Source organism: Stenotrophomonas sp. Ps181 (assembly GCF_025697425.1).
GTDB classification, from domain to species: Bacteria; Pseudomonadota; Gammaproteobacteria; order Xanthomonadales; family Xanthomonadaceae; genus Stenotrophomonas; species Stenotrophomonas sepilia.
Genome location: NZ_JAHWBI010000002.1, coordinates 69970 through 93427 on the forward strand (window position 1 = coordinate 69970; position 23458 = coordinate 93427).

25 protein-coding genes are annotated in these 23458 nt (G+C 68.9%); 23 read left to right on the top strand and 2 right to left on the bottom strand.

What is annotated here, in order from left to right:
- Nucleotides 1–14 precede the first annotated feature (14 nt).
- Together KXV01_RS03900 and KXV01_RS03905 are read right to left on the bottom strand one after the other, a co-directional pair.
- A complete protein-coding gene (locus tag KXV01_RS03900; RefSeq protein WP_111096671.1) occupies nt 15–452 on the bottom strand; it encodes an NUDIX domain-containing protein in 438 nt (145 codons plus the stop codon).
- Entirely contained in the window at nt 449–2818 is a 2370-nt protein-coding gene (locus KXV01_RS03905; protein WP_111096670.1) for a S9 family peptidase, read from the bottom strand. Before KXV01_RS03905 ends, KXV01_RS03900 begins: the two co-directional genes overlap by 4 nt.
- Nucleotides 2819–2985: 167 nt before the next feature.
- Between KXV01_RS03905 and KXV01_RS03910 the strand changes: the two genes are divergently transcribed.
- The 23 genes from KXV01_RS03910 (at nt 2986) to KXV01_RS04020 (ending at nt 23447) form a co-directional block, all read left to right on the top strand.
- Nucleotides 2986–3315 carry a hypothetical protein gene (locus KXV01_RS03910; RefSeq protein WP_005414880.1) on the top strand — a complete coding sequence of 110 codons (330 nt, stop codon included), beginning with the start codon at nt 2986–2988 and terminating at the stop codon, nt 3313–3315.
- Nucleotides 3316–3352: 37 nt separating this feature from the next.
- A complete protein-coding gene (locus KXV01_RS03915; RefSeq protein WP_263467513.1) occupies nt 3353–4006 on the top strand; it encodes a sigma-70 family RNA polymerase sigma factor in 654 nt (217 codons plus the stop codon).
- Complete coding sequence (locus KXV01_RS03920; protein WP_049415989.1) at nt 4003–4218, top strand: hypothetical protein; 216 nt, start codon at nt 4003–4005, stop codon at nt 4216–4218. The genes KXV01_RS03915 and KXV01_RS03920 overlap by 4 nt, the downstream gene beginning before the upstream one ends.
- Nucleotides 4219–4431: 213 nt before the next feature.
- Complete coding sequence (locus KXV01_RS03925) at nt 4432–5829, top strand: cytochrome ubiquinol oxidase subunit I (protein ID WP_049438274.1); 1398 nt, start codon at nt 4432–4434, stop codon at nt 5827–5829.
- Between the two features lies 1 nt (nt 5830).
- Nucleotides 5831–6844 carry a cytochrome d ubiquinol oxidase subunit II gene (gene cydB / locus KXV01_RS03930; RefSeq protein ID WP_049415994.1) on the top strand — a complete coding sequence of 338 codons (1014 nt, stop codon included), beginning with the start codon at nt 5831–5833 and terminating at the stop codon, nt 6842–6844.
- A 216-nt stretch (nt 6845–7060) separates the two neighbouring features.
- A complete protein-coding gene (locus KXV01_RS03935) occupies nt 7061–7804 on the top strand; it encodes a beta-ketoacyl synthase chain length factor (RefSeq protein ID WP_111096669.1) in 744 nt (247 codons plus the stop codon).
- Nucleotides 7797–8594, top strand: coding sequence for a lysophospholipid acyltransferase family protein (locus KXV01_RS03940; protein ID WP_049416042.1), 798 nt, complete (start codon nt 7797–7799; stop codon nt 8592–8594). The genes KXV01_RS03935 and KXV01_RS03940 overlap by 8 nt, the downstream gene beginning before the upstream one ends.
- Nucleotides 8581–8838: a phosphopantetheine-binding protein gene (locus KXV01_RS03945; protein ID WP_111096668.1), complete on the top strand. Its 258-nt coding sequence runs from the start codon at nt 8581–8583 to the stop codon at nt 8836–8838. Before KXV01_RS03940 ends, KXV01_RS03945 begins: the two co-directional genes overlap by 14 nt.
- 17 nt (nt 8839–8855) lie before the next feature.
- Entirely contained in the window at nt 8856–9113 is a 258-nt protein-coding gene (locus KXV01_RS03950) for an acyl carrier protein (protein WP_005411609.1), read from the top strand.
- 22 nt (nt 9114–9135) lie between these two features.
- Nucleotides 9136–9687: a membrane protein gene (locus KXV01_RS03955; RefSeq protein ID WP_049416044.1), complete on the top strand. Its 552-nt coding sequence runs from the start codon at nt 9136–9138 to the stop codon at nt 9685–9687.
- A complete protein-coding gene (locus tag KXV01_RS03960) occupies nt 9680–11365 on the top strand; it encodes an AMP-binding protein (RefSeq protein WP_100478949.1) in 1686 nt (561 codons plus the stop codon). The genes KXV01_RS03955 and KXV01_RS03960 overlap by 8 nt, the downstream gene beginning before the upstream one ends.
- Nucleotides 11355–12125 (top strand): glycosyltransferase family 2 protein, encoded by a 771-nt coding sequence (locus KXV01_RS03965; RefSeq protein ID WP_100478948.1) that lies wholly within the window; start codon nt 11355–11357, stop codon nt 12123–12125. Before KXV01_RS03960 ends, KXV01_RS03965 begins: the two co-directional genes overlap by 11 nt.
- A gap of 1 nt (nt 12126) precedes the next feature.
- Nucleotides 12127–13068, top strand: coding sequence for an acyltransferase (locus KXV01_RS03970; protein ID WP_100478947.1), 942 nt, complete (start codon nt 12127–12129; stop codon nt 13066–13068).
- On the top strand, nt 13058–14608 hold the full coding sequence (locus KXV01_RS03975; protein WP_049438270.1) for an aromatic amino acid ammonia-lyase: 1551 nt from the start codon (nt 13058–13060) through the stop codon (nt 14606–14608). The genes KXV01_RS03970 and KXV01_RS03975 overlap by 11 nt, the downstream gene beginning before the upstream one ends.
- Entirely contained in the window at nt 14595–15026 is a 432-nt protein-coding gene (locus KXV01_RS03980; RefSeq protein ID WP_005420298.1) for an acyl-CoA thioesterase, read from the top strand. Before KXV01_RS03975 ends, KXV01_RS03980 begins: the two co-directional genes overlap by 14 nt.
- Nucleotides 15023–15652: an outer membrane lipoprotein carrier protein LolA gene (locus KXV01_RS03985; RefSeq protein WP_100478946.1), complete on the top strand. Its 630-nt coding sequence runs from the start codon at nt 15023–15025 to the stop codon at nt 15650–15652. The genes KXV01_RS03980 and KXV01_RS03985 overlap by 4 nt, the downstream gene beginning before the upstream one ends.
- Nucleotides 15645–17999 (top strand): MMPL family transporter, encoded by a 2355-nt coding sequence (locus KXV01_RS03990; protein WP_111096667.1) that lies wholly within the window; start codon nt 15645–15647, stop codon nt 17997–17999. The genes KXV01_RS03985 and KXV01_RS03990 overlap by 8 nt, the downstream gene beginning before the upstream one ends.
- A 53-nt stretch (nt 18000–18052) precedes the next feature.
- Nucleotides 18053–19303 carry an NAD(P)/FAD-dependent oxidoreductase gene (locus KXV01_RS03995; protein ID WP_049416022.1) on the top strand — a complete coding sequence of 417 codons (1251 nt, stop codon included), beginning with the start codon at nt 18053–18055 and terminating at the stop codon, nt 19301–19303.
- A complete protein-coding gene (locus KXV01_RS04000) occupies nt 19291–19848 on the top strand; it encodes a DUF3261 domain-containing protein (RefSeq protein WP_049438268.1) in 558 nt (185 codons plus the stop codon). Before KXV01_RS03995 ends, KXV01_RS04000 begins: the two co-directional genes overlap by 13 nt.
- Nucleotides 19845–21029, top strand: coding sequence for a beta-ketoacyl-[acyl-carrier-protein] synthase family protein (locus tag KXV01_RS04005; protein ID WP_111096666.1), 1185 nt, complete (start codon nt 19845–19847; stop codon nt 21027–21029). The genes KXV01_RS04000 and KXV01_RS04005 overlap by 4 nt, the downstream gene beginning before the upstream one ends.
- Nucleotides 21026–21481: a dehydratase gene (locus KXV01_RS04010; protein WP_049438267.1), complete on the top strand. Its 456-nt coding sequence runs from the start codon at nt 21026–21028 to the stop codon at nt 21479–21481. Before KXV01_RS04005 ends, KXV01_RS04010 begins: the two co-directional genes overlap by 4 nt.
- Nucleotides 21478–22209: a 3-ketoacyl-ACP reductase FabG2 gene (locus KXV01_RS04015; RefSeq protein ID WP_111096665.1), complete on the top strand. Its 732-nt coding sequence runs from the start codon at nt 21478–21480 to the stop codon at nt 22207–22209. The genes KXV01_RS04010 and KXV01_RS04015 overlap by 4 nt, the downstream gene beginning before the upstream one ends.
- Nucleotides 22209–23447, top strand: coding sequence for a beta-ketoacyl-ACP synthase (locus KXV01_RS04020; protein WP_049438266.1), 1239 nt, complete (start codon nt 22209–22211; stop codon nt 23445–23447). The genes KXV01_RS04015 and KXV01_RS04020 overlap by 1 nt, the downstream gene beginning before the upstream one ends.
- Nucleotides 23448–23458 lie beyond the last annotated feature (11 nt).

Here is a 23458-nt window from a genome sequence, read left to right on the forward strand (position 1 = left end):
CGGCGCCCGCCTGCTCAGCGGGCCGTCACCCGGGTGGCGACCGCCGGCAGGATATGGTGTTCGCTCAAGGGTGCCAAGGGCAGGCCATGCGGTGGTTGCAGCGATACCCAGGCCAGTTCGGCAATTTCGGCGCGTTCGGCAATTTCGGCGCGCGCCTGCGGCGTACCGTCCACCTGCACCCACCACGCCTGTGCCTGCACGCGGTGGCCGGGCTCGTTCACCGCCCAGTCCTCGAACGTGCCCAGCGCGATGGCGGCATCGGCGCGCAGCTGCACGCCCAGTTCTTCGTCCAGCTCGCGGGCCAGCGCCTGCAGCGGTGCTTCGCCGGGTTCGGGCTTGCCACCGGGCTGGATGAAGCGGCGGGCACCGTGCTTGCGCACCAGCAGCGCCCGGCCGCGGTCATCCAGGATGACCGCGGCCACGATCCGGATCGTGGCCGCGGCGTTGCTCACTTCAGGTTCTGCTCGAACAGCTTGAGGATGCGCTTGTACTGGTCCAGCCAGGAATCGGCGCGCACGTAGCCGTGGCGTTCCAGCGGGTACGGTGCGATCGACCAGTTGTCCTTGTGCAGCTCGATCAGGCGCTGGGTCAGGTTCACCGAATCCTGGAAGAACACGTTGTCATCCATCATGCCGTGGGCGATCAGCAGGTTGTCCTGCAGGCTCTGCGCGTACTCGATCGGCGAGGACACGCGGTACGCCTCCGGGTCGATGTCCGGGGTGTTGAGGATGTTGCTGGTGTAGCCGTGGTTGTAGTTGTGCCAGTCGACCACCGGGCGCAGCGCGGCGCCGGCCTTGAAGGTGCCCGGCGCACGGAACAGCGCCATGAAGGTCATGAAGCCGCCATAGGAACCACCGTAGATGCCGGCGTGGTCGCGGTCACCCTGCTGGGTGTCGACCAGCCAGTCCAGGCCGTCCTTGTAGTCTTCCAGTTCCGGGTGGCCCATGTTGCGGTAGATGGCCGTGCGCCAGTCGCGGCCGTAGCCCTCGCTGCCGCGGTAGTCCATGTCCAGCACGATGTAGCCCTTCTGCACCAGCAGGTTGTGGAACATCTGCTCGCGGAAGTAGGCCGGGTAGCGCTGGTGCACGTTCTGCAGGTAGCCGGCGCCATGCACGAACATCACGATCGGGTACTTCTTCCCCGGTTCCTTGTTTTCCGGCTCGTAGTACTTGGCCCAGACCACGCCGGCACCGTGCCTGGACGGCACTGCCACCAGCTTCGGCTGGATCCACTGGCGTGCCTTGTAGTCGGCGGTGCGGGTGTCGGTCAGCACGCGCGCTTGGCCACCGGCACTGGGCAGCACCGCCAGCTGCGGCGGCAGGTAGGCACCGGAGTAACGCACCAGCAGCTGCTGGCCATCCGGCGACAGCGAGAAATCCTCCACGCCGTTGAGGCTGGTCAGCTCGCGCACCTGGCGGCTGCCGGTGTCGACCGCGCAGACTTCGTAGTCATGCGGGGCCTGCTGGTTGCACAGGAAGTAGAAGCCCTTGCCATCGGCCGACGGCACCGGCGCCGAGGTTTCCCACTTGCCGCTGGTCAGCGCCTGCGGCTTGGCGGTGCCGGCCTGGGTGTACAGGTGCGAGAAGCCCGATTCCTCGGACAGCAGCCACAGCGTGCGGCCATCGGCCATCCAGCCGAAATCGTTGAAGCCCCAGTTGATCCAGGCGTTGTCGGTCAGGCGGTGGCGGTTCTGCACGCGGCCGTCGGCGGCATTGACGCTGATGATCCAGCGGTCCTTGTTGTCGTTGGCACGCAGCATCACCGCGGCCTGCTGGCCGTCGGCGCTCCAGCGGATGCCGCCGCCCATGAAGTCGCTCATCACCTGCACGCTGCGCTCGCCCTTCAGCGCGTCCTTGCCGGCCTTGCGGCGCAGTTCGGCCAGCGGGTCGGTGCTGATGCCCGGCAGGCTGGCCAGCGAGAGCTTTTCGGCCTTGCCGGTGCGCACGTCCACGTACCACAGGGTGTGCGGTTCGAAGCCGTTGCGGCCGACGCGGGTGCGGGTGTCCTCGGTTTCCTCGTATCCCGATTCGGTCACGTACAGCGGCATCTTGCTGGTGCGGCCGTCGTCGAAGTCCTTCGGCTTGGTCACCACGATCAGGTGGGTGAGGTCCGGCGACAGCACGCTGTCACCGATCTCGACGTCGGCGCCCAGGTAGACCGGGCCCGGTGCGCGGGTCGGGTCGGCCTGGCGCCAGCGCTGGTCCTGGTCCTTCAATGCCTCGCGCTGCTCGCGGTCGCGGCGCAGGGTTTCCAGCGTGCGCAGCTGCTGGTCGCGCAGCACGTCGGCCTTCGGCGGCGTGCGCGGGTCCTTCTCGGCCTTCAGGCTGGCCACCTGCTGCACGCCGCTGGCGGCGGTCCAGTGGAACCAGTTCTGGCCGACGCGCCAGATCACGCCGTTGTCGGCGGCAAAGTTCACGTTGCCCGCGCGCTCGTTGCTGCGGGTGAGCTGGGTCAGCGCGCCGCTGCGCAGGTCGCGCACGAACACATCGCCATTGCGCACGAAGGCGCTGCGGCTGCGGCTGCGGTCGTAGACCGGATCGGCCACGTCCAGGGTGCCGCGCTGGTCATCAGCCACCTGCGCGGCCACGCCGCCGGCCACCGGCTGGCGGAAGGTGTCGCGCACCGGGCTGCCGTTGCGCTTGAGCTGGTATTCCACCTGCTGGCTGTTCCACGACCACCAGGCCTTCTCGACCGGCGGACCGATCCAGTCCGGGTCGGCCATCGCCTGTTCGATGGTGATCGGCGTCGGCGCAGCATGCGCAGCCGGTGCGGCCAGCACGGCCGACAGCAGGAGGGACAGGGGCAGCACTCGGGACATGGGCGGACGGCACCAGAAGAGGAAACCGGGCAAGCGTAGCAGCCGCACGGGCCCGGGGCAGGGGCCACAGGTCATGGCAGCGGGATTGGCAAAGTGGTGCAACCGGTTGCCGTGGTCGCGCATCCATTCTCCTGAACCCGCATCATCCATCGAACAGGAGCCCGACCATGCAGGAACTCATTCCGATCACCCTCTTCATCTGCATCGCCTACGCGATCCATGCCATTGCCGATGCGCGCGCGCGCAGCAAGCTGGTGGCCCCGCACGTGCCGGAGGAAGTGATCCGCTCGCTGGCCGTGCTGGAAGAAGAGCGCCGCCGCCAGGGGGCGCTGCGCTGGGGCATCAGCCTGGTCTGCCTGGCCCTGGCCATGGCCCTGCTGGAAGCCATCGGTGCCCGTGACCTGACCTTTGGTGCCGCTGCCGCGCTGGTCGGTAGTGCCGGCCTCGGCCAGCTGCTGGCCTGGCACTTCACCCGCCCTGCGGCACGCAAGGGCTGAGCCGGAATATGCCACGGGCACAGGGGGCGCCCCGCGCATGAGCCTGCTGGGCGGAGCACTGGCCGCATTGCGGGGGCGTCGCCGCGAGGATAGGGCGGCGACGGCGGCCCCCGGCAAAGCGCTGGACGCGGACCAGGCCCTGGTGCGAGCCATCATCGATGGCTCGCAGTCGGCCTTCGCGCAGCTGGTGGAGACCCACCAGCGCACCTGCGCGCATGTGATCGGACGCATGGTCGGCGACCGCGACCAGGTCGCCGACCTGCTGCAGGAAACCTTCCTTGCCGTGTTCCGCCAGCTGCACCGGTTCCGTTTTGAATCCTCGCTGCGCACCTGGGTTTCCCGGGTCGCTTACACCACGGCGCTGCAGCACCTGCGCCGGCGGCGGCTGGAGGCGCAATGGATGGTGGCGGTGGAGGTGCCGGAGGAACTGGGGATCGGCGATGAAGGCCCCGGGCCCGCCGAGTTGAGCGAGGCGCTGCAGGCCGGGCGCCAGCTCGGCGCGGCACTGGAACGGCTGAGCGCGCCGCAGCGCCTGATCGTCGGCCTGCATTACCTGGAGGATTTCGATCTGGCCGAGATCGAGCAGGTGACCGGGCTGGCGCGCGGTACCATCAAGAGCCACCTGCACCGCGCGCGCCAGGTCCTGAAGCAGGAACTGACGCGGCATGCCACCGCCGGAGAGCTGCTGTGACTCAATCGACCGACCCTCGCGATGCGGAAAAGCGCGCGCTGGCGCAGGCGTTGCGTGAGCAGGTGCAGCAGGAAGCAACGCCGGATGTGAGCGAGGCGCTGCAGAAGCGCATTGCCGCTGAGTCGCGCGACAGTGGCGTGGGCTATGTGGTGGTGCAGGTGCTGTTGTTTGGCGCACTGCTGGCTGCAGCGGCCTGGTATTTCTGGCACTGAGGCACCCGCCGGGCGGTGGGCCGCTCCAATCGCGGTGGGTAGATGCCGACCTAGGTCGGCGTTTGGGCGTGTGTGCCAACCAGGGTTGGCAGCTACCAGAACGGTTGACCCCTGCGACAAAGTGAAGCAGCGCGTCACCCGGTCGCATCCCGTCTTAACGAAATCCTCCTAAAGTGGTCTGGTATCCCACCGGTCGCAGGCAGGAGGCGTCCCTTGGACGCGTTGTTGTTGTCCCGGATCCAGTTCGGATTCGTCATCAGTTTCCACGTGCTGTTCCCCGCCTTCACCATCGGCACGGCCAGCTGGCTGGCCTTCATCGAATGGCGCTGGCTGCGCACCAAGTTGCCCGTGTGGCGCGAGCTGTACTTCTTCTGGCAGAAGATCTTCGCGGTGTCGTTCGGCATGGGCGTGGTCAGTGGCATCGTCATGGCCTTCCAGTTCGGCACCAACTGGCCGCGGCTGAGCGAGGTGGCCGGTACGGTCATCGGCCCGCTGCTGACCTACGAGGTGCTGACCGCGTTCTTCCTGGAAGCCAGCTTCCTCGGCGTGATGATGTTCGGCTGGGGCCGGGTCTCGCCGCGCCTGCATTTCCTGTCCACCTGCATGGTGGCGCTGGGCACGCTGTTCTCCACGTTCTGGATCCTGTCGTCCAACAGCTGGCTGCATACACCGGCCGGCTACGAGATGGTCAACGGCATCGTGCATCCGGTGGACTGGTGGCAGGTGGTGTTCAACCCCTCGTTCCCCTATCGCCTGGCGCACATGGCACTGGGCTCGTTCATCACCACCTGTTTCGTGATTGGTGGCGTCGGTGCGTGGTACCTGCGCAAGGGCACGCACGTGGAAGCGGGACGTCGCATGCTGATCGCAGCGGTGGCGTTCGCGGCATTGACCGTGCCGGTGCAGATCTTCGTCGGCGACATGCATGGCCTGAACACGCTCAAGCACCAGCCGATGAAGATCGCGGCGATGGAAGCGCACTGGCATGAAACCGAGGAAGGCGAGGGCGTACCGCTGGTGGTGTTCGCGCTGCCCAACGAGAAGGAAGAGCGCAACGATTTCGAAGTGGCCATCCCGAAGCTGGGCAGCGTGATCCTCACCCACTCGCTGGATGGCACCTTCGACCCGCTGACCTCGGTACCGGCCAGCGAGCGGCCGCCGGTGACGCCGGTGTTCTTTGCCTTCCGCATCATGGTCGGGCTGGGCACGCTGATGCTGCTGTTGGCCTGGGTGTCAGCGTTCCAGCTGTGGCGCAGGAAGCTGCTGGATTCACCGTGGCTGCTGCGTGGATGGAACTGGATGCTGCCGAGTGGCTTCGTCGCGCTGCTGTCCGGTTGGTTCGTCACCGAGATGGGGCGCCAGCCGTGGGTGGTGTACGGCGTGCTGCGCACCGCCGATGCGGTTGGCCCGCAGAGCGCGTGGATGACGGCGCTGTCGCTGGGCGTCTACGTGGTCGGCTACGCCTTCGTGTTCGGCTGGGGCATCTGGTACCTGGTGAAGATCCTGCGCCACGGACCGCAGCCGTATGCCGAGGGGCCGTCGCTGGACCACGGCAGCCACACCCCGGCGCGCCCGCTGTCGGCAGCCGACGAACCGCTGGAGGAGCGCTGACATGGACCTGATGACCTGGCTGCCGGTGGCGTGGTTCGCGGTGATCGGCTTCGGCGTGCTGATGTACGTGGTGCTGGACGGCTTCGTGCTTGGCATCGGCATCCTCGCCCCCTTCGCCGAGGACGAGGAGCAGCTGGACCTGATGATGAACACCGCCGCGCCGATCTGGGACGGCAACGAGACCTGGCTGGTGCTGGGTGGTGCCGGCCTGCTGGCGGCCTTCCCCAAGGCCTATGCGGTGCTGTTGTCGGCGCTGTACCTGCCGGTGCTGGTGCTGGTGGTGGCGTTGGTGTTCCGTGGCGTGGCCTTTGAATTCCGCTTCAAGGCACATCGGTCACGCCGGCTGTGGAGCGTGGCGTTCGGCCTCGGTTCGCTGCTGGCGACGTTCGCCCAGGGCGTGATCCTGGGCACGCTGGTGCAGGGCATCCCGCTGGTGGACGGCGCCTACCAGGGCGGGCCGTTCGCCTGGTTCAGCCCGTTCGCGATGCTGACCGGTGCCGCGCTGGTGGCCGGCTATGCGCTGCTGGGCAGCACCTGGCTGATCCTGAAGACCGAAGGGCGCGTGCAGGCGCTGGCGCGGCAGATGACCCGGCCGCTGGTGGTGGCGGTGATCGCGGCGATGGGCCTGGTCAGCAGCTGGCTGCCCTTCCTCGATTCGCGGCTGATGGCGCGCTGGTTCAGCGACGGCAACTTCTGGTGGCTGTCGCCGGTGCCGCTGCTGACCCTGGCGGTAGCCGCCGCGCTGTGGCGCAGCGCGACCCATCCGCGCCGCGACCTGCCGCCGTTCCTGCTCAGCCTGGCCCTGTTCGTGCTCGGTTTCCTCGGCCTGGTGCTGGGCATGTGGCCCTACCTGCTGCCACCGTCGATGACCCTGTGGCAGGCCGCCGCGCCGGCCTCCTCGCTGGGCTTTACCCTGGTCGGGCTGGTCGTTCTGCTGCCGGTCATCCTCGGCTATACCGCGTGGTCGTACCGGGTATTCCGCGGCAAGGTGCACGCCGATACCGGTTACCACTGATTGATTGAAGCGGGGGCCGCCGGTGCCGGCTCCCGTGTTGGGGAATGTGAAACCTGCACACCCCGTGCAGGACGTGCTAGCGTGCGCTCCTTTCCGGCAGCCAGGGGGGCAGCCGGCGACGTCCTGGACGGACGCACGGCTGCAGGACTGGGGGGCCGCCGCGCGTCGCCGTAATGGCTCGTGCCTATCGTTCTCCCGTTGAAGCACCTTCGCTAAATGATCGAATTCTCCATCGTCGACTGGGCTGCCTGGGCGCCCGGCCTGAGCGAGCGTAGCCAGTGGCTGGGCTGGGCCGATGCGCCGTATCTGCCGGTTGGCGAAGACACGCCGGCGCTGGCCGAGATCCCGGCAATGCAGCGCCGCCGCATCGAGCGGCTGGGCCGGATGGCGATCCAGGCTGCCTGCTGGTGCGAGGATGGGCAGGGGGCGGACAGCCAGGTCCCGCTGGTGTTCGCCAGCCGCCACGGCGACGTGGCCCGTTCGATGGAGCTGCTGGGGGCGCTGGCCAGCGATCAGCCCTTGTCACCGACGGGGTTCGGCCTGTCGGTGCACAACGCGATCGCTGCGTTGTACTCGATCGCGCGCGGCCACCGTGGCAACTACCTGGCGCTGGCCGCCGGCCAGGCCACGGTCGAGACCGCCTGCCTGGAAGCGGCCGGTCTGCTCGCCGATGGCGCCCGCGAAGTGCGGGTGGTGGTGTATGAGTCGCGCCTTCCCGAGATTTACTCGACGTTCGCCGACGAACCCGACCCGTTCTTTGCCTGGTGTTGGCGTTTGACGGCGCCGGTGCCGGGCCAGCCGACCCTCTCCCTGCAGTGGGAGGCGGCGCCGGAGGCCACTGCCACCGCCCCGGGCGCACTGCCGCACGCGCTGGACCTGCACCGCTTCCTGCTGTCCGGCGCGCCGGCGCTGGAACATGTGGCACAGGGCCAGCGCTGGCGCTGGGGACGCCGTGGCTGAGGCGCTGCGCCGCCTCGATCACGCCTGGCGGGTGCTCGGCACCGGCCTGAGCTTTGCCGCGTTCGGCGTGGGCGGCCTGCTGCTGGGCGTGCTGGTGATGCCGGTGCTGCTGCTGATGCGCGACCCGGTGGTCCGCCGCCGCCGCGCCCGCCGCGTGGTCCAGGTCGCCTTTGCCAGCCACCTGCGCCTGATGCGTGCGCTGGGGGTGATGACCTACCAGATCGAGGGCGGTGAGCGCCTGCAGCGCGACGGCCTGCTGGTGCTGGCCAATCATCCGACCCTGATCGATGTGGTCTGCCTGATCTCGCTGCTGCCCAACGCCGACTGCGTGGTGAAGCGGGCCGTGGCCTGCAACCCGTTCATGCGCGGGCCGGTGCGGGCGGCCGGCTACATCGCCAACGACGACGGGGCGGGCCTGGTCGATGACTGCGTGGCCGCGGTGCACGCCGGCGGCACCCTGGTGATCTTCCCCGAAGGCACCCGCAGCGTGCCGGGCCAGCCGCCGCGGCTGCAGCGCGGGGCCGCCAACATCGCCGTCCGTGGCCGGCTGGACATCACCCCGGTGCGGATCACCTGCACCCCGCCCACGTTGACCAAGGGGCAGAAGTGGTATCGTGTCCCCTCACGTCGCTTTCACGTTCGGCTGCAGATCGGCGAAGATATCCCGATCGCGCCCTTCCTGGCCGATGACGACTCGCCAAGGGGGGATGCCTTGGCAGCACGCCGCGTCACCGAGCACCTTTCTCGTTATTTCGACCTGTCTGGAGATCCGCCCCGTGCAAGCACTTGAGCACGAGATCAAGGAATTGATCATTTCCTCCCTTTCGCTGGAGGACATCACGCCGGAGGACATCGATCCGAACGCGCCGCTGTTCGTCGAGGGCCTCGGCCTGGATTCGATCGACGCGCTGGAGCTGGGCCTGGCACTGCAGAAGAAGTACGGTGTCAGCCTGTCGGCCGATTCGGAAGAAACCCGTCGCCATTTCTCCAGCGTGCGCGCGCTCGGCGAGTTCGTCGCCGCCCGCCAGTCGTAACGGCGCCAGGAATTGCCATGACCAAGAATGAACTGTTCGAACGCATCGTCAGCATCCTGACCGACAGCTTCGAGATTGAAACCGCCCGGATCACCCCCGAGGCCCGGCTCTACGACGACCTGGACATCGACAGCATCGATGCGGTCGACCTGATCGTGCAGCTCAAGCCACTGCTCGGCCGCAACCTGCAGCCGGAAGCGTTCAAGGCCGTGCGCACCGTGCAGGACATCGTTGATGTCGTGCATGGACTGCTGCCGGACCAGGCAGCCGCCTGACCGCAGCGCCGGCGGCTTCGCCATGGCTCGCGCACGTACCGTCGTGGTGGCAGCGATTTCGCTTGCCTACCCGCTGCTGGTGTACCTGGCGATGGGCCGCTTCGAGCCGCGCTGGCTGTCGCTGCTGCTGTTCACCCTGGCCCTGCTGCGTGCGCTGAGCACGCGCCAGCCGTTGTGGTGGGCCGCCGCCGCCGGCACCGGCCTGCTGGCGGTGCTGGCCACCGTGCTCAACCAGGCCCTGCCGCTGAAGCTGTACCCGGCGCTGGTCAATGCGGTGATGCTGGCGGTGTTCGGCACCAGCCTGCGCTTCGGGCCGCCGTTGGTGGAGCGCCTGGCGCGGCTGCAGGAGCCGGACCTGCCCCCGTTCGCGGTGGCCTATACCCGCCGCGTCACCCAGGTGTGGTGCGGCTTCTTCGTTCTCAACGGCAGCCTGGCCCTGCTGACCGCGCTGTACGCGTCGGACCGGGCCTGGATGCTCTACAACGGATTGTTGGCGTACGTGATGATGGGCGTGTTGTTCGCAGGTGAGTGGCTGGTGCGGCGGCGGGTGAAGGCGGCGCACGCGCATGGCTGAGTGGATTGCCCTGGACCGGCTGCTGCTGGAGGCGCGGCCGCAGCGCAGCGTCGGCCTGTGCGACGGAGACATGGTTGACCACGCCTGCTTCCGCCAGCGCGTGCTGGGCTGGCGCGCCGCCTTTGCGGCGGCCGAAGGCCGCGACTGGGCCCTGTATTTCGATGACGCCGTGGCCTTCGCTGCGGCGCTGTTCGGCGCCTGGCATGCCGGCAAGCGGGTGTTCCTGGCCGCTGACAACCTGCCGGCCACGCTGCAGGCGCTGCAGCCGCAGGTGAGCGGTTTCGCGGGCGACGTGTCGGCCGACTACCGCCCGCTGGCGGCGCTGGACGCCGCACTGGACGACGAACTGCAGGCGCTGGACGAGCGCGCCTGCGAGCTGTGCGTGTTCACCTCCGGCAGCACCGGCCAGCCCAGTGCGATCGGCAAACGCCTGGACCAGCTGGCGCGCGAGGTGGAAGCGCTGCAGGCCGCGTTCGGTGCGCAGCTGGATGGCGCGCAGGTGCACGGCACGGTGTCCCACCAGCACATCTACGGGCTGCTGTTCCGGGTGCTGTGGCCGCTGGCTGCCGGCCGCCTGATCCACCCGCGCCGGTTCTTCCACGAAGACCTGGTGGGCGCGCTGGCCGGTACCGACACGGTGCTGGTGGCGACGCCGGCCCATCTCAAGCGCCTGCCCGAGCAGCTCGACTGGGCCAGCCTGCATGGCCGCCTGCGCGCGGTGTTCTCCTCCGGTGGCCCGCTGCCGGAGGACGCGGCGCGACAGGTGCGGCAGTGGTTGGGCGTGGCTCCGACCGAGGTCTATGGCAGCAGCGAAACCGGCGGCATCGCCTGGCGCCGCTGGGACACCGACCTGCCGCCGTGGCAGCCGCTGCCGGGTGTGCAGTGGCGGATCGACGACGGCTGCCTGGCGGTGGCCTCGGCGCATCTGGAAACCCCCGGCTGGTGGCGCACCCAGGACCGCGTGGAAGCCTTGGCCGATGGCCGTTTCCGGCTGCTGGGCCGCGCCGACCGCATCGTCAAGATCGAAGAGCGCCGCGTCTCGCTGGATGCGCTGGAACGCGCGCTGCGCGAAGACACCGAAGTGGATGACGTGCGCGTGCTGGTGCTGCCCGGGCAGCGCGAGCAGCTGGCCGCCGTGGTGGTTCCGGCCGATCCGGCGCTGCTGGAGGGCGGCGACGCCGCGCGCCGTGCGCTGGGCCAACGCCTGGGCGCGCGCCTGGCGCATGCGCATGACGCGGTGACCCGGCCGCGCCGTTGGCGCCTGGTGCAGGCGTTGCCGATCAACGCGCAGGGCAAGGTGACCCAGGCGGCCTTGGCGGCGCTGTTCCAGCCACTGATGCCGGTGCCGGTCTGGGACCGCCGCGACGCCGCCAGCGCCACGCTGCGCATGACCCTCGACCCGGCGCTGCGGCCGTTCCAGGGCCACTTCCCGCAGGCGGCGATCCTGCCCGGTGTGGCGCAGTTGGACTGGGCGATGCGTTTCGGCCGCCAGGCATTTGCGATGCCGCGGGCGTTCCTGCGCATGGACGCGGTGAAGTTCCAGCATGTGGCCCGCCCCGGCGATGAGTTGACCCTGCAGCTGGACTGGGATGCCGCACGCAACGTGCTGGCCTTCCGCTATACCTCCAGCCACGGTGTGCATGCCAGCGGCAAGGTGGTTTTCGCCGATGCGAACTGACCCGGCCGTTGCCGGTGCCGCGTTCGCGCCACTGGTAGTGATTCCCGTCTACGACCACGAGCACGCCATCGTGGCGGTGGTCGACGGTGTGCAGGCCGCTGGCCTGCCTTGCCTGCTGGTCGACGATGGCTCGCATGACGCGTGCGCGGCGGTGCTGCGTACGCTGGCACAGCGCCAGGGCGTCGACCTGCTGCGCCTGGACGCCAACCAGGGCAAGGGTGGGGCGATGCTGGCCGGTTTTGCTGAAGCCGGCGCGCGTGGCTACAGCCACGTGCTGCAGATCGACGCAGACGGCCAGCACGATACCGCTGACCTGCCACGCTTCATCGAGGCCGCGCGTGCGCATCCGGATGCAGTGATCTGCGGCATTCCGGCCTACGACGCCAGTGTTCCCAAGGCACGCCTGTATGGCCGCTACGCCACCCACGTCTGGGTCTGGATCAACACGCTGTCGCTGCACCTGCGCGACACCATGTGCGGCTTCCGGGTGTATCCGCTGCCGCCGGTGCTGCGCCTGATCGGTGAAGAGACCATCGGCCGGCGCATGGATTTCGATACCGAAATAATGGTGCGCCTGTACTGGCGCCGGCTGCCGGTCGAGCACCTGGCCACGCGCGTGACCTATCCGTCCGATGGCGTGTCGCACTTCGATGTGTGGCGCGACAACGTGCGCATCAGCCGCATGCATACCCGCCTGTTCTTCGGCATGCTCTGGCGCGCACCGCGGCTGCTGTGGCGCCGCCTGCAGGGGCAGCGCTGAGATGGCGACCGCGCAGGACGTCCCGCACTGGGCCGACATCGGCGAATCGACGTCGGTGGCCGGCGTGCTGTTCCTGTGCTGGGTGCACCGCTGGTTCGGGCGCTGGCCATTCCGCCTGTGCGCGTGGCCGGTGGTGGCCTGCCATTGGCTGGGCAACCGTGTGGGGCGACAGGCCTCGATGCAGTACCTGCAGCGGCTGCAGGCATACAGCGGTGTGCTCGGCCGCGCGCCGACCCGGCGCGACAGCCTGCGCCACTTCTTCGCCTTCGCCGACACGATGCTGGACAAGATCCTCGGCCTGGGCGGGCGCTACCCGGCCGACCGTATCCACCTGCACCGCGACCTGGTGCTGCAGAAGATCGCGCGCCGCGAGGGCGGGCTGATCCTCACCGCGCACATCGGCTGCCTGGAGCTGTGCCAGGTGCTGGCCGAGCAGGTGCCGGGGTTCCGCATCACCGTGCTGGTGCATACCGCCCACGCGCAGCGCTTCAACCGTCTGCTGCAGCGGCTGGACCCGCTGGCGGCGGTGGAACTGGTGCAGGTGACCGAAATGGGGCCGGCCACGGCGGTGATGCTGGCCGAGCGCGTGGCGGCGGGGGGCTTCGTTGCCATCGTCGGCGACCGCACGCCGGTGCAGGGCGGTCGCAGCGTCACCGCCGATTTCCTCGGCCATCGCGCGCCGTTCCCGATCGGCGCCTATGTGCTCGCCGCGGCGCTGGGCTGCCCGGTCTACACCATGGCCTGCCTGCACGAGGGCGATGGCTATCGGGTGGCATTCGAACAGTTCGCCGAACGCATCGTGCTGCCGCGTGGCTCGCGCGACGCCGCGCTGGCCGAACAGGCACAGCGCTTCGCGCGCTGGCTGGAACTCCAGGTCATCCAGTCCCCGTTGGACTGGTTCAATTTCTTCCCCTTCTGGGATCAGGCTCCGCATGACGACTGACGCCGTACCCGTGTGCCGCTTTGGCGATGCACCGTTGACCATCGAAGACGTGGTTGCCCTGGCCCAGCGCCAGTGCGAGGCCGCACTGAGCGACGCGCCGGCGTTCCGCGCGCACATCCAGCGCGGTGCCGACTTCCTCGACCGCCTGCTGCGCGAGGACGGCGTGATCTACGGCGTGACCACCGGCTACGGCGACTCGTGCACGGTGAACATCCCGCCGGCGCTGGTGGCGGAACTGCCGCACCACCTGTACACCTACCATGGCTGCGGCCTGGGCCGTTACCTGGACCCGGTCGAGACCCGTGCGGTGCTGGCCGCGCGCCTGGCGTCGCTGGTGCGCGGCATGTCCGGTGTCAGCGTGCCGCTGCTGGAAGGCCTGGCCACGCTGCTGCAGCACGATGTGTTGCCGATGATCCCGGCCGAAGGCTCGGTGGGGGCCAGTGGTGACCTGACGCCGCTGTCCTACGTGGCGGCGGTGCTGTGCGGCGAGCGCGAGGTGCTGCACGACGGCCGCGTGCAGCCGGCGGCCGAAGTGCTGGCGAAGATCGGCATGACCCCGCTGAAGCTGCGGCCGAAGGAAGGCCTGGCGATCATGAACGGCACAGCGGTGATGACCGGCCTGGCCTGCCTGGCCTGGCAGCGCGCCGATTACCTGGCCCGCATGGCCACGCGGTTGACCGCGTTCAACGTGCTGGCCAGCGACGGCAACGCGCACCACTTCGACGAAACCCTGTTCGCGGCCAAGCCGCACCCGGGCCAGGGCCGCATCGCCGCGCGCCTGCGCAGCGACCTGCACAGCGAGCGTCCGCCACGCAATGAACAGCGCCTGCAGGACCGCTATTCGCTGCGCTGCGCGCCGCACGTGATCGGCGTGCTGGAGGACAGCCTGCCGTTCCTGCGCCAGCTGATCGAAACCGAACTGAACAGTGCCAACGACAACCCGCTGATCGACGCCGACGGCGAGCGCATCCTGCATGGCGGCCACTTCTACGGCGGCCACATCGCGCTGGCGATGGACACCCTGAAGAACACCGTGGCCAACGTTGCCGACCTGCTCGACCGGCAGCTGGCGCTGGTGGTGGATGCCCGTTACAGCCATGGCCTGCCAGCCAACCTGTCGGCGGCCACCGGCCCGCGCGCGGCCATCAACCATGGCCTGAAGGCGCTGCAGATCAGCGTGTCGGCCTGGACTGCCGAAGCGCTGAAGCAGACCCTGCCGGCCAGCGTGTTCTCGCGTTCCACCGAGTGCCACAACCAGGACAAGGTCAGCATGGGCACCATCGCCGCGCGCGACTGCCTGCGCGTGATCGAGCTGACTGAACAGGTGGTGGCCGCGATGCTGATCGCCGCCCGCCAGGGCCTGGCGCTGCGCGAACGGGTTGGCCTGAACGCGCAGCTGCATGGCAGTCTGGCCGGCATGTACGCCGACCTGGGGCAGCGCATCGCCCTGGTTGAAGAAGACCGCGCGCTGGATCGCGAACTGCGGGAACTGCTGGTGGAGATCCGCGCGCAACGTTGGGAGCTGTATGCCGGTGAATGAGGCTATTGAACGGGTTGGCGAAATTGCGTTGACCCCCGCCTTCCATGACTGCGATCCGATGAACGTGGTCTGGCATGGCAATTACTTCAAGTACTTCGAGATCGCGCGCTGCGCGCTGCTCGGGCGCTACGACTACGACTACCCGCAGATGCTCGAATCGGGCTACCTGTGGCCGGTGGTCGATGCGCGGGTGAAGTACGTGCGCCCGCTGCTGTTCAACCAGGCGCTGCGCGTGATTGCGCGCATCGTGGAATGGGAGAACCGGCTGAAGATCGAGTACGAGATCCTTGATGCGGAAAGCGGCCAGGTGCTGACCCGTGCGATGACCATCCAGGTCGCGGTGGACGCGGCCAGCAGGGAAATGCTCTACCAGTGCCCTCCAGTATTGTGGGAACGGCTGGGAGTGCCTGCACCGTGAACACCCTTGCCCGTCTTTCGAGCGTGCTGCTGTGCGCACTGATCTTCGCTGCCGCACCGCAGGTGCAGGCGGCCGACCCCGCCATGGATGCGATCACCCAGGCGGTGGCGCAGCCGGACGTGCTGCGTGGCCAGTTCAGCCAGGAAAAGCAGGTCAGCGGCTTCAGGAACCCGCTGCGCTCGCAGGGCCAGTTCGTGGTCGCGCGCCAGCATGGCGTGATCTGGACCACGCTCAAGCCGTTCCCCTCCGAAGTGGTGGTCACCGCCGACCGCATCCTCAGCCGCCAGCGCGATGGCAGCACCCGTGTCGAGCTCGATGCGCGGCAGCAGCCGGCGATGCGTTCGGTGAACGCGATCATGTTCGCGCTGATGAGTGGCGACGTGCAGGCGCTGTCCGGCCAGTTCAACGTGGCGGCCAGCCGTGAAGGGCAGGGCTGGCGGCTGCGCCTGACGCCGAAGTCGGCGATGCTGGCCAAGGCCTTCCAGTCGCTGACCCTGCAGGGTGACCGCTACGTGCGCCAGGTCGAGATCGTCGAGGCCAACAAGGACCGCACGCAGATCCAGTTCAGTGCACTGAGCGAAGCGCCGGCCACGCTCACCGCCGACGAGGCGCGCCGCTTTGAGTGAGGGTGCAGCATCGAACGGGCCGGACCGGTTGCGGCGCTGGTGGCATTGGCTGGGCATCGCCTGGCTGGTGCTCCTGCTGGTGTTGGGTGCGCAGCAATGGCGCCTGTGGAGCCAGCAGTCGCGGATCGACACCGACATCCTCGCCCTGCTGCCGCAGGACGCGCATGACCGCCTGCTGAGTGACGTCACCCGGCGCATCGCTGATGGCAGCTCGCGGCAGGTGGTGGTGCTGTTGGGCAGCAAGGATGGCGCCGCCGCCAAGCGCGCACAGGCGGCATTCGCTGCGGCGATGGCGGCGGATGCCGACAGCGCGTTGCTGGTGCCCAGCGGTTCGATCGAAGGCTGGTTCGACGAGGCGCGCGCGTTCTACGCGCCGTACCGCGACCGCCTGCTGACCCCGGCCCAGCGCGAGCAGCTGCAGGGCAGCGAGCCGGGCGCGCTGGCCGAGCAGGCGCTGGCTGCACTGTATGGCCCGATGGGCGCCCCGCGCCTGACCGATTGGCGCCAGGACCCGCTGTCGCTGTGGCCGCAATGGTGGCAGCAGCAGGCGCAGGGGTCGGGGCTGCGGCTGGGTGATGACGGCCTGCTCGAAGCCGAAGGCAGGCATTGGGCCGTACTGCAGTTCGATACGCCGGGGTCGGCGTTCCAGCTGGATGGCGAGCGCCATCTCGATGGCCTGCTGGAACGGGCCGGGCAGGCCGCCAGGGCGGCGGCGCCAGAACTGGAAATCCTGCATGCGGGTGTGCCGCTGCACGCCGAAGCGGCGGCGGTGCAGGCCAACCAGGAGATCAACACGATCGGCTGGGGCTCGCTGGCCGCCGTGCTGCTGCTGGTGTGGCTGGCGTTCCGTTCGCTGCGGCCGATCCTGCTGGTCGCCGCGTCGCTGCTGATCGGCTGTGGCGTGGCGCTGGCGGTGACCGTGCTGGTGTTCGGCAAGGTGCACGTGCTGACCCTGGTGTTTGGTGCGTCGCTGGTGGGCGTGGCCGAGGACTACGGCATCCATTGGTTCGCTTCGCGCCAGGCCGAACCGGCCGATCGTCGCTGGAAACTGCTGCGGCACCTGCTGCCCGGCCTGTGGCTGGCCCTGCTGACCAGCGCGTTGGCCTACCTGGCACTGGGCCTGGCCCCGTTCCCGGGCCTGCGCCAGATGGCACTGTTCTCGGTGGTCGGCCTGGCCGCCGCCTTCCTTACGGTGATTTTCTGGTTCCCGTGGCTGGATGGCGGCGAGATCCGCCAGACCCGTTTCTCGCAGTGGCTGGGCAACACGCTGGAGCGCTTCCCGCGCCTGCAGGGGCGCCGGCCGGTGATGGTGTTCCTCGGTGCCACCGTGGTGCTTTCGGCCATCGGCATCGCCCGCCTGCACAGCGACGACGACCTGCGCAGCCTGCAGTCCTCGCCGCCCGCGCTGATGGCACAGCAGATCCGCTTGAGCCAGCTGCTGGGCATGCCCAGCCCGGCACAGTTCTACCTCGTGCAGGGCACCGACGCGGCGCAGCTGCTGCAGCGCGAAGAGGCGCTGACCGGACGCCTGCGTGCGCTGGCCGCCGACAAGCGCATCGGCGGTTACCGCGCGATCAGTGACTGGCTGCCGTCGCCGGCACGCCAGCAGGCCGACGCCGCGCTGACCGCCAAGGTGGAACCGGGCGTGCTGCAGGCCGTGTCCGATGCGGTCGGAGAACCCTTGCCGCGCCCGGACTTCGCCACCACGCCGCTGACGGCCGAAGCGTTCCTGGCCTCGCCGGCCTCGCAGCCGTTCCGGCACCTGTGGGTGGGCCAGGTCGGCGGGCAGATGATCAGCGTGGTGATGGTCGATGACCTGTCGCGCGCCGATGCACTGGCCACCCTGCGCGGGGCGGCCGAGGGCCTGCCCGGTGTGCGCTGGGTGGATCGCACCGCCGACTTCTCGCAGCTGCTGGGCCACTACCGCAAGCTGATGGGCGGGCTGCTGCTGGTCGGCATCGTGCTGGTGTTCGGCGCGCTGTGGCTGCGCTACCGCCGCCAGGCCTGGCGCGTGTTCGCGCCGACCCTGATTGCCGGCGCATTGACCTTGGGCCTGCTGGGCCTGTTCGGCCAGCCGCTGCAGCTGTTCAACGTGCTGGCACTGATGCTGTTGCTGGGCATGGGAATCGACTACGGCATTTTCCTGATCGAGCATCGCGGCGACGCCAGTGCCTGGCTGGCCGTGTGCGTGGGCGCGGCCAGCACCTGGCTGTCGTTCGGCCTGCTGGGCCTGTCGCAGACCCCGGCGTTGCGCGCGTTCGGCCTGACCCTGCTGTTCGGCATCGGCCTGGTCTGGCTGATCTCGCCGCTGTTCCGTCCGCCGCCGCACGATCTGCCGCCGGCCTGAGCCTGTTTTCCGACTTCCTTCTTTCCACTTGATCGAGCAACAAGGACGCACCGATGAACACTGCTGTGGATGCTGTCGAACGTACTGAAATCCTGATCATCGGCGCCGGCCCGGCCGGTTCCGTGGCCGCAGCGATGCTGCGCCAGCAGGGCCGCCAGGTGCTGATGCTGGAGCGCCAGCAGTTCCCGCGCTTCTCCATCGGCGAAAGCCTGCTGCCGCAGAGCATGGAGTACATCGAGGCGGCGGGCCTGCTGCAGGACGTGGTCGAAGCGGGCTTCCAGCACAAGAACGGCGCCGCCTTCGTGCATGGCCAGGCACGCACTGCGTTCGACTTCAGGAAGAAGTTCTCGCCGGGTTGGGGCACCACCTACCAGGTACAGCGCGCCGACTTCGACAACGTGCTGGCACGCGGTGCCGAGCGCATGGGCACCACGCTGCGCTTCGGCGACGAAGTGCTTGCGGTCGAGCCGGGCGAGCAACCGGCGGTGATGGTGCGCCGCCCGGACGGCAGTGAATACCGCATCGAGGCCGATTTCATCCTCGATGCCTCCGGCTTCGCGCGGCTGCTGCCGCGGCTGCTGCAGCTGGAGTCGCCGTCCAACTTCCCGGTGCGCGGCGCGATCTTCTGCCACGTTCGCGACAACATTCCGGCCGAAGCGGACTTCGATCGCAACAAGATCCTGATCACCACCCACCCCGAGCACATCGACGTCTGGTATTGGACGATCCCGTTCTCCAATGGCTGCTGTTCGCTGGGCGTGGTCGCCGAGCCGTCGTTCTTCGAGCGCTACGAGGGTGACGACCTGCAGAAGCTGCAGGCCATCGTCGGCGAGGACCCCAACCTGACCGGGCTGCTGGCCAACGCCGAATGGGCGGTGCTGCCGGTGCGCCGCATCACCGGCTATTCGGCCAACGTCAGTTCGCTGTGGGGGCCCGGCTACGCGTTGCTGGGCAACGCCGGCGAGTTCCTCGATCCGGTGTTCTCCTCCGGCGTGACCATTGCCTTCAAGTCCGCGCAGCTGGCCAGCGAATGCCTCAAGCGCCGCTATGCCGGCCAGGCCGTGGACTGGGAGGCCGAGTTCTCGATCCCGCTGCGTGCCGGCGTGAAGACCTTCCGGCGCTTCGTCGAAAGCTGGTACGAGGGCGGTTTCCAGAAGATCATCTACCACCCGCAACAGCAGCCCGAAGTGCGCGACATGATCAGCTCCATCCTGGCCGGCTACGCCTGGGACACCAACAACCCGTACGTGGCCGACGACAGCGGCCGCCGCATGCGCGTGCTGGAGCAGCTGTGCGGCGCGTGATTGCCCGTACTGCGGTGCTGCTGCTGTGCCTGCTGCTGGCCGCCTGTGCCGGCCGCATGCCGAAACCGCAGGTGGAACTGCCGTCGCTGCGCCTGGCGCCGGCCAGCCTGCCGGCGCCGCTGGCGTTGCAGCAGCAGCTGCATTTCCGCTTCGGCACGCATGAGCGCGATCTCGACGCGCTGCTGGAAGCCGACGCCCAGCAGGTGCAGCTGGCCGTGCAGGCGATGGGCCAGACCGGTGTGCGCCTGCAATGGGACGGCCAGCAGCTGACCCAGCAGCGCGCGCCATGGCTGCCACCGCAGGTGCGCGCCGAGCGCGTGCTGGATGACCTGCAGTTCGCGCTGTGGCCGACTGCGGCCATTGCCGCCGTTCTGCCGGCGGGCTGGCAGGTCAGTGATGATGGCCATCAGCGCAGCCTGTCGCGTGAGGGCACCGTGTGGCTGCAGCTGCAGCGGCTGGACGATGGCAGCGTGCAGCTGGACAACCGCGCCGAAGGCTATGCGCTGCGCATCGAATCGATCGACATGGCCGGGCCGGACCGATGAGCGCACCGATCTACCTGAACGACCTGGGCGTGGTCTGTGCACTCGGCGCTGGCCGCGCCGAAGTGACGTCGGCACTGTTCGCCGACGCGCCGGGCGGGCTCAGCGACAACGACAGCCTGTTGCCGGGGCGCACCCTGGCGCTGGGAGAAGTACGCACGCCGCTGCCGGCGCTGGATGATCTGCCGGTGGCCCTGCGCGGGCGCAACAATGCCCTGCTGGACGTGGCATTGGCTCAGATCGCGCCGGCAGTGGCCGCGGCGATCGCCCGCCATGGCGCCGAGCGCGTAGCGGTGGTGATGGGCACCAGCACCTCGGGCATTGGTGAATCCGAGCAGGCATTGCGCAGCCATGCCGAACAGGGCCAGTGGCCGCAGGGCTTTGATTACGCCCAGCAGGAAATGGGCACCGCCGCGCAGTTCGTGCGCCAGCGCAGTGGCGCACAGGGGCCGGCATGGACCCTGTCCACTGCCTGCTCGTCCAGTGCCAAGGCGCTGATGTCGGCCGCACGCATGCTGCGCGCCGGCATCGTCGATGCGGTGATCGCCGGTGGCGCCGATTCGCTGTGCCGTTTCACCGTGGCCGGCTTCAGCGCGCTGGAATCGGTCTCGGCCCAACGCTGCAATCCGTTCTCGCAGCATCGTACCGGTATCAACATCGGCGAAGGCGCCGCGCTGTTCCTGCTCACCCGCGAACCCGGCCCGGTATGCCTGGCGGGGTGGGGCGAGTCGGCCGACGCCCACCACATGTCCGCCCCGGACCCGCAGGGCCTGGGCGCCATCGACGCCCTGCAGCAGGCGCTGCAGCGTGCTGGCTGGGCCGCCGGCGAAGTGGACTATGTGAACCTGCATGGGACCGCGACCGGCCACAACGATGCGATGGAAAGCCTGGCCGTGTCGCAGGTGCTGGGCAGCCACGTGCCGGCCAGTTCGACCAAGCCGTTGACCGGCCACACGCTGGGTGCCTCGGGTGCCATCGAGGCGGCGCTGTGCTGGATCCTGCTGGCCGAGAACCCGCAGCAGCTGCTGCCGCCGCACTGGTGGGACGGCGTGGCCGACCCGGCACTGCCGGTGCTGCCGCTGGTGGCGCCGGGCACGCGCCTTGCGCAGCCGCCGCGGCGGGTGCTGAGCAATTCGTTCGCCTTCGGCGGCAGCAATGCCGTGCTGGCACTGGAGCGTCGATGAACACGCTGTACGCGATCGAAGACGTGGTGCCGCACCGCCAGGACATGTGCCTGCTGGAGCGCATCACGCAGTGGGACCAGGACGCCATCGAGGCCGAACTGCTGGTGCCCGAGGCCGGCCTGTTCGTCGAGGATGACCAGGTGCCGGCATGGGTCGGCATCGAGTACATGGCACAGGCCATCGCGGCCTGGGCCGGTTGCCGCGCGCGTGCGGCCGACAGGCCACCGCAGCTGGGCTTCCTGCTCGGCAGCCGCCGCTACAGCAGCGCGCGCAGCAGCTTCCCCAGCGGTACGCGGCTGCGCGTACAGGCGCGCTGCGAGCTGTTGGGTGACAATGGATTGGGGATGTTCGCCTGCCGCATCCTGGCAGGCGAGGAAGAATGGGCGACAGCCAACGTGTCGGTGTTCGAACCGGCCGACGCGATGGCCTATCTGGAGAGTGGACAGGCATGACAGGGAATCGAGGCGTGCTGGTGACCGGCGCCAGCCGGGGCATCGGCCGGGCCATTGCGCTGCGCATCGCGCGCGATGGTTTCGACGTGGTGGTGCATTGCCGCAGCCGCGTGGATGAAGCACAGGCGGTGGTCGCCGAGATCCAGGCACTGGGCCAGCAGGCCCGCGTGCTGGTGTTCGACGTGGCCGACCGCTCGTCTGCGCGGGCCGCGCTGGAGGCCGATGTCGAAGCACACGGCGCGTACTACGGCGTGGTCTGCAATGCCGGCATCGCCCGCGATGGCGCCTTCCCGGCGCTGTCAGCGGACGATTGGGACCAGGTCATCCACACCAACCTGGATGGCTTCTACAACGTGCTGCATCCGCTGATCATGCCGATGGTGCGGCGGCGCAAGCCGGGCCGCATCGTCACCCTGTCGTCGGTCTCCGGACTGGCCGGCAACCGCGGGCAGGTCAACTACAGTGCCGCCAAGGCCGGCATCATCGGCGCCACCAAGGCCCTGGCGCTGGAACTGGCCAGCCGCCAGATCACCGTCAACTGCGTGGCCCCGGGCCTGATCGAGACCGAAATGCTCAACGACGAAGTGGTTGAACACGCGCTCAAGCTGATTCCCGCCGGCCGCGTTGGCCGGCCGGACGAAGTGGCGGCTACCGTGGCATTCCTGCTGTCCGAACCGGCCGGCTACATCACCCGCCAGGTGATCTCGGTGAACGGAGGCATGCTCTGATGGCCGCCGATCGTCGTGTGGTGGTCACCGGCGCCGCCGCCATCAGTCCACTCGGCCACGACTGGCCGACCATCGAGGCCCACCTGCGCAGCTGCCGCAACGCGGTGCGTGCGATGCCCGAGTGGGATGTCTATGCCGGGCTGAACACCAAGCTGGCTGCGCCGGCGCAGGACTTCGAGCTGCCGCCGAACTACAACCGCAAGACCACCCGCTCGATGGGCAAGGTCGCGATCATGTCGGTGCGCGCCACCGAGGTGGCGCTGCGCGAGGCCGGCCTGCATGAGCATCCGGTGCTGCGCAGTGGCCGTACCGGCGTGGCCTATGGCTCCTCGTCCGGCAGCCACGAGGCCACCGGCGAATTCGGGCGCATGCTCAACGAGTTCACCACCGACGGCATCAGCGCCACCACCTACCTGAAGATGATGAGCCACACCGCGCCGGTCAACATCGGCGTGTTCTTCGGCCTGTCCGGGCGCGTGTACACCACCTCCAGCGCCTGCACGTCGGGCAGCCAGGGTGTGGGCGCGGCCTATGAAGCCATCCGCAGCGGCAAGCAGACGGTGATGGTGGCCGGCGGTGCCGAGCAGCTCGATGCCACTGCTGCGGCGGTGTTCGACACGCTGTTCGCCACCAGCGTGCGCAACGACGCGCCGCAGACCACGCCGCGCCCGTTCGATGCCGGCCGCGATGGCCTGGTGCTGGGCGAGGGCGCCTGCACGCTGATCCTGGAAGACCTGGAACACGCGCAGGCGCGCGGCGCCACCATCCTTGCCGAGGTGGTCGGCTACGGCACCAACAGCGATGGCCAGCACGTCACCCAGCCCAGTGCCGACACCATGGCCCAGGCCATGCGCCTGGCATTGGAGGACGCCGGCCTGGACGCGGCGCAGATCGACTACGTCAACGCCCATGGCACCGCCACCGACCACGGCGACATCGCCGAGACCCAGGCCACCGCACAGGTGTTCGGCAGCCGCGTGCCGATCAGCTCGCTGAAGAGTTACGTCGGCCACATGCTGGGTGCCTGTGGCGCGTTCGAGGCCTGGGTGAGCATCCAGATGATGCGTGCCGGCTGGTTCGCGCCCACCCTGAACCTGGCCGAAGTCGACCCGCGCTGTGGCCAGCTCGACTTCATCACCGGGCAGGGCCGCGAACTGCAGGCCGAGTACGTGATGAGCAACAACTTCGCCTTCGGCGGCATCAACACCTCGCTGGTGTTCCGCCGCTGGAGCGAGTGATCCACTGCGCC